At 63.8% G+C, this 4,015-nt stretch carries 1 protein-coding gene; it reads left to right on the top strand.

Annotation, left to right across the window (positions count from 1 at the left end):
• Window positions 1-4,015, top strand: a 4,015-nt coding sequence (locus tag QH168_RS00015; RefSeq protein ID WP_280232232.1) for a DUF2332 family protein, incomplete at both ends; no start/stop codon positions are given.

Genomic DNA, 4,015 nt, shown 5'->3' on the forward strand with positions numbered 1-4,015 from the left:
TCCGCCCTGGCGAGCCGGGAAGCAGCGCTGCGCGAGACAGGCGTGTGGCCGAAGGCGAACGGCCCACAACAGCTGACCTATGACGACCTGTTGCGCTGGTACCAGAAACATCTCGGCGAACCATTCGACATCACCAGAAAATCCGTAGATATCTACAACCCCAACCTGACCGGAAATCCGATACGAGAAACCGCGCGCTTCGAAGTCAACACACGCGAACTCGTCATCATGGGCGAGATCGACCGCTGGAATACACAAGGCGCAGATGTATTCATAGGTTACGGCCAAAGTCATTACACCATCCAGAAACCATTCCTGGACCAGAAATACGGCCAACCCATCATCTACCGCCACGGACAAATGAGCGGCGACCTGCTCATGGGCGAAAACCTGACTCCCGCCGACATCCGCCGCGGAATCACCGCCGCCGAACAACGAATCGCCGACACCGACGACCCACAAATCGCCGAACTCTGGACCGAGGAACTACACACACTCGAAACCGAACTGGAATCGCGGACAACCGAAGCAACCACCAACCAACCGGCCGCCACACCACACCGACCCGGCACCACCGGGCCGTCGGAGCCCGGGCCCTCCGGGGCGCTGCTGCCCGAAATGCCCGCATCATCGGATCCGGCCCTCCGCAGTGTCATCGCAGGCATCCAACGCGCATTGATCTGGTTCGACAAGGACAACGCGCTGATGGCCTCGCTGTTGTCGGCCGAGAACGTGGCGCACCGTCGCCAGGAGATGTATCTCCTGTATGCGATGGCGGCGGACGCGGCGGCGGGCGGAATCGTCGCGGAACTCTTGGGTCCGCATTCGCCGCCGGACAGCAAGCCCTCTTCACACCCGGTCTTTCGCCTGCTCCAGGCCGTGAACCACCGTGCCCTGTCCGGTCTGGAACCCGACGTGGCGCGATGGCATACAGTCCTGGGTGGCCAACCGGCGCACACCGATGCCGAGCTCCACACGATGGCGGAGGATGTTCTCCGGGCCATCCGCGAGCATGCTTCGGAATTGGCACCATTCCTGCTCCGCGGCACACAGATCAACGATCCGGCGCGTTCTCGATTGCTGTTGCCGGTGGAGATACTCGCGGCCCGCATCACCGGGCTTCCTTTGCGTGTGTTCTCCATCGGCGCCTGCGGAATGTTGGATGCGCGCGCCCACCTGTACCGATACCAGTTCGCGGGTAACGAATACGGCAACCCCGAGGCCGCAACCGTCATCGACGATCGCTGGTCCGGTCGGCCCGACCAAGTGGACCAGATTCGCAACCTACTCGGCGTGTGGCCGAATGTGATCGAGGTCGCGGGCGCCGACCTCGACCCACTACAAGCCGACAATATCGAGGATCAGCGGCGCCTCGCCGCAGGGTTCGTCGGCACCGACAACGATGCCGTACGACGAATCCAGACCTCGTTCATCGACGCGCAGCGCGCAGGCGATACGCCGATCGACCAGGAAAGCGCCCTCACCTGGTTGCCACGCCGACTGGCCGAAGATAGGCGCGGCAGCGCCACCATCGTGTGGGATTCGATGCTGCGCAGGTATCTGACACCGGAACAGAACGCCGAGCTCGACGCGAGCATTACCCGTGCAGGCGCCGCCGCCACACCACAGAATCCGCTGATCTACGCCAAGTACGAAATCATCGACGGGGCAGAGGCATTAACCGTCAAAGTGTATTCCGGTACGGAGACACGAGAATTCGTGATGCCGACCCAGCTGCCGAACCGCTCCCCGGGCATGGATATCGGGGACTTCTTCACAGCCGCCGGTCTCTTGCCGGATGCGAATGTGTCTGCCGAATCGGGCAGCGCTCAGGCGGCATTCAGCGATACATCCACTCAGGTGCCAGCGGCGCCCGGCGACCATTCGGCGAAGGCGCAAGGTGCGATTGCCGCCGTCAGCGATCTCGGTGTGGGTCCGGAACATGGTGGCCGCGACTCGAACGAGGACGCATTCGGATTCGTCACGGTGACCGTGGACGGCGTGCCGGTCCAGCTCGCCGCGGTCGCCGACGGGGTCGGTGGTTCGGCCCGTGGCGGAGAGGCCGCGCAGACAGCCGTGCGGGCAGCCATCACCGTGATGTCCGGAGCGTCAGCCGAGCTCGGTGCCGCGGGGCAGTTCGATCCGCTTCGCGTGGTACGGCGCGGAATGTCGGCCGCTCGTGCCGCGGTAGGAGACTTGGCCGAAACCCCAGGACAGGCGAATTCCCCGGACTCCACCGTCGCGCTCGCAGTGATGCGAGCCGGCACGCTCGTCATCGATTCGGCCGGAGATACCCGGGTGTACTGGCTTCCGGTGGATGGCGGAACACCGAAGCAGCTCAGCGTCGACGACACGATCGTGCCGAAGCTGATCGCCGATGGTATGCCCGAAGGCGAGGCTTTGCAGCTTTCGTTCGCCGGCCAGACCACCCGTTCATTGGGGCGCCCCCTCCCCAAGGACGCGCAATCGCACGCGGCGAAGATCCCGCTGCGGGGCCGCGGCTACGTACTCATCGCCACCGATGGCGTCTGGCACGACACCTACCAGCCCGAATCCCTCGCCGCGATCGTCCAGCAGGCACACAAACAGTCCCCTGGTGACCACCGCGCCATTGCCGCCGCGCTCAACGAGCACGCCCACACCACCGGCAACCACGACAACATGACCAACCTGCTGATCTGGCACGAACCAGCGGCACCGACACCCGATCAGCCCAGCCCCAATTCCGATCCCCGCCAAGGGTTCATGCAGTCCGCGGATCCGGGCCTACGTGCCCAGCCCGGACGCGGCTTCTCCGGCGGCACCGCAACGACACCGGGCCCAGAAGTCAGCTATGTACCCGACCCTGAAATCAACCCCTTGGCACCGGAACGGACCTCCCGTTCTGACACACCGAGCCGTCGACTCGGCCCGGATGGCTACTACCCCGGCGTTTTCAACCGCTTCAACAGTTTCCCGGACACCACACCAGAACAAGGCCCCGGCCACCCGCCCGGTCGCTCAGAAGGGCTACCAGACATTCCGGAGGCCGGGAACCGCGCCGCCGTGGAACGGCATATCGCCAATGAGCGACGCACTGCCGCATTGGCGGAGGAACTGGGAATCACGGTAGATGAACTCCGAACACTTATGGTCGCGGAATTGCGCCAGGCTTTCCGAGGCGACATTGACGTGCGCGTCAAATCGCAGACGATTCATCGGATCATTCAGAGTGGGCGATTCAAAACCGAATACGAGCTGATCGGACAGCGGAATATCCTGGCACGAGGCATGTTGGCGAAACGCTCTGCGCTCGAACAAGAGTTGTTCGGGTATCCGACCGATCTCCCGGCGGAGCAGCGCCCCATCTACGGCTACATTCGCACCACACCGTATGCGCAAATGGGTGCGAATGACCCATTCGCCGAATACGGTGACGTCGATCTCGTTCTGAAAAGGGAGGTGGCCGAGCGGACTACTGCAACTGTGGGAAGCCCATGGGGGGTGAGTTCCGTTCCCAGCAGCGTCGTCAACCCGCAGCCCGAATCCTTCGGCGCAACACCTAGTGACCACAGCGATCTCGGGTACTTCGGTCTCGAAGGCATCGGCCGCGACTATGCCGGCGACCGATTCGTCCGCAACAGCTACATCGAGGCACACATCCACCGCGATGGCGACCGCGGTGATCTCACAATCGCCGACGTCGCGCGCGCGGTCTTCCATCGCGAACCGCCCGATGCCGGCCTGCAAGAGGCACTGGCCGAAGCCGGCATCCCGTGGTCGATGGCCGGGCAGGATCCTGCCACCGCCGGTGCGCGATCACCGGAGCATCGTGATCAGCCGGCGGATGGTGACATCTCGACATCGAGTACTCAGCCCGCGCGGGTACCCGCCGTCGTCTCGGTGGAACGTGACGAGCTCACGGACTTGTTCACCGCATACGGCAACGACAATTCCAGCGAGCTCACCTGGACCGGCGCGAACAGCACGTACTCGGTGGAACTGCCCGACGGCCGCACGCTGTGGATCTTCTCCG

The sequence above is a fragment of the Nocardia cyriacigeorgica genome, from assembly GCF_029868385.1.
Lineage (GTDB): Bacteria > Actinomycetota > Actinomycetes > Mycobacteriales > Mycobacteriaceae > Nocardia > Nocardia cyriacigeorgica_F.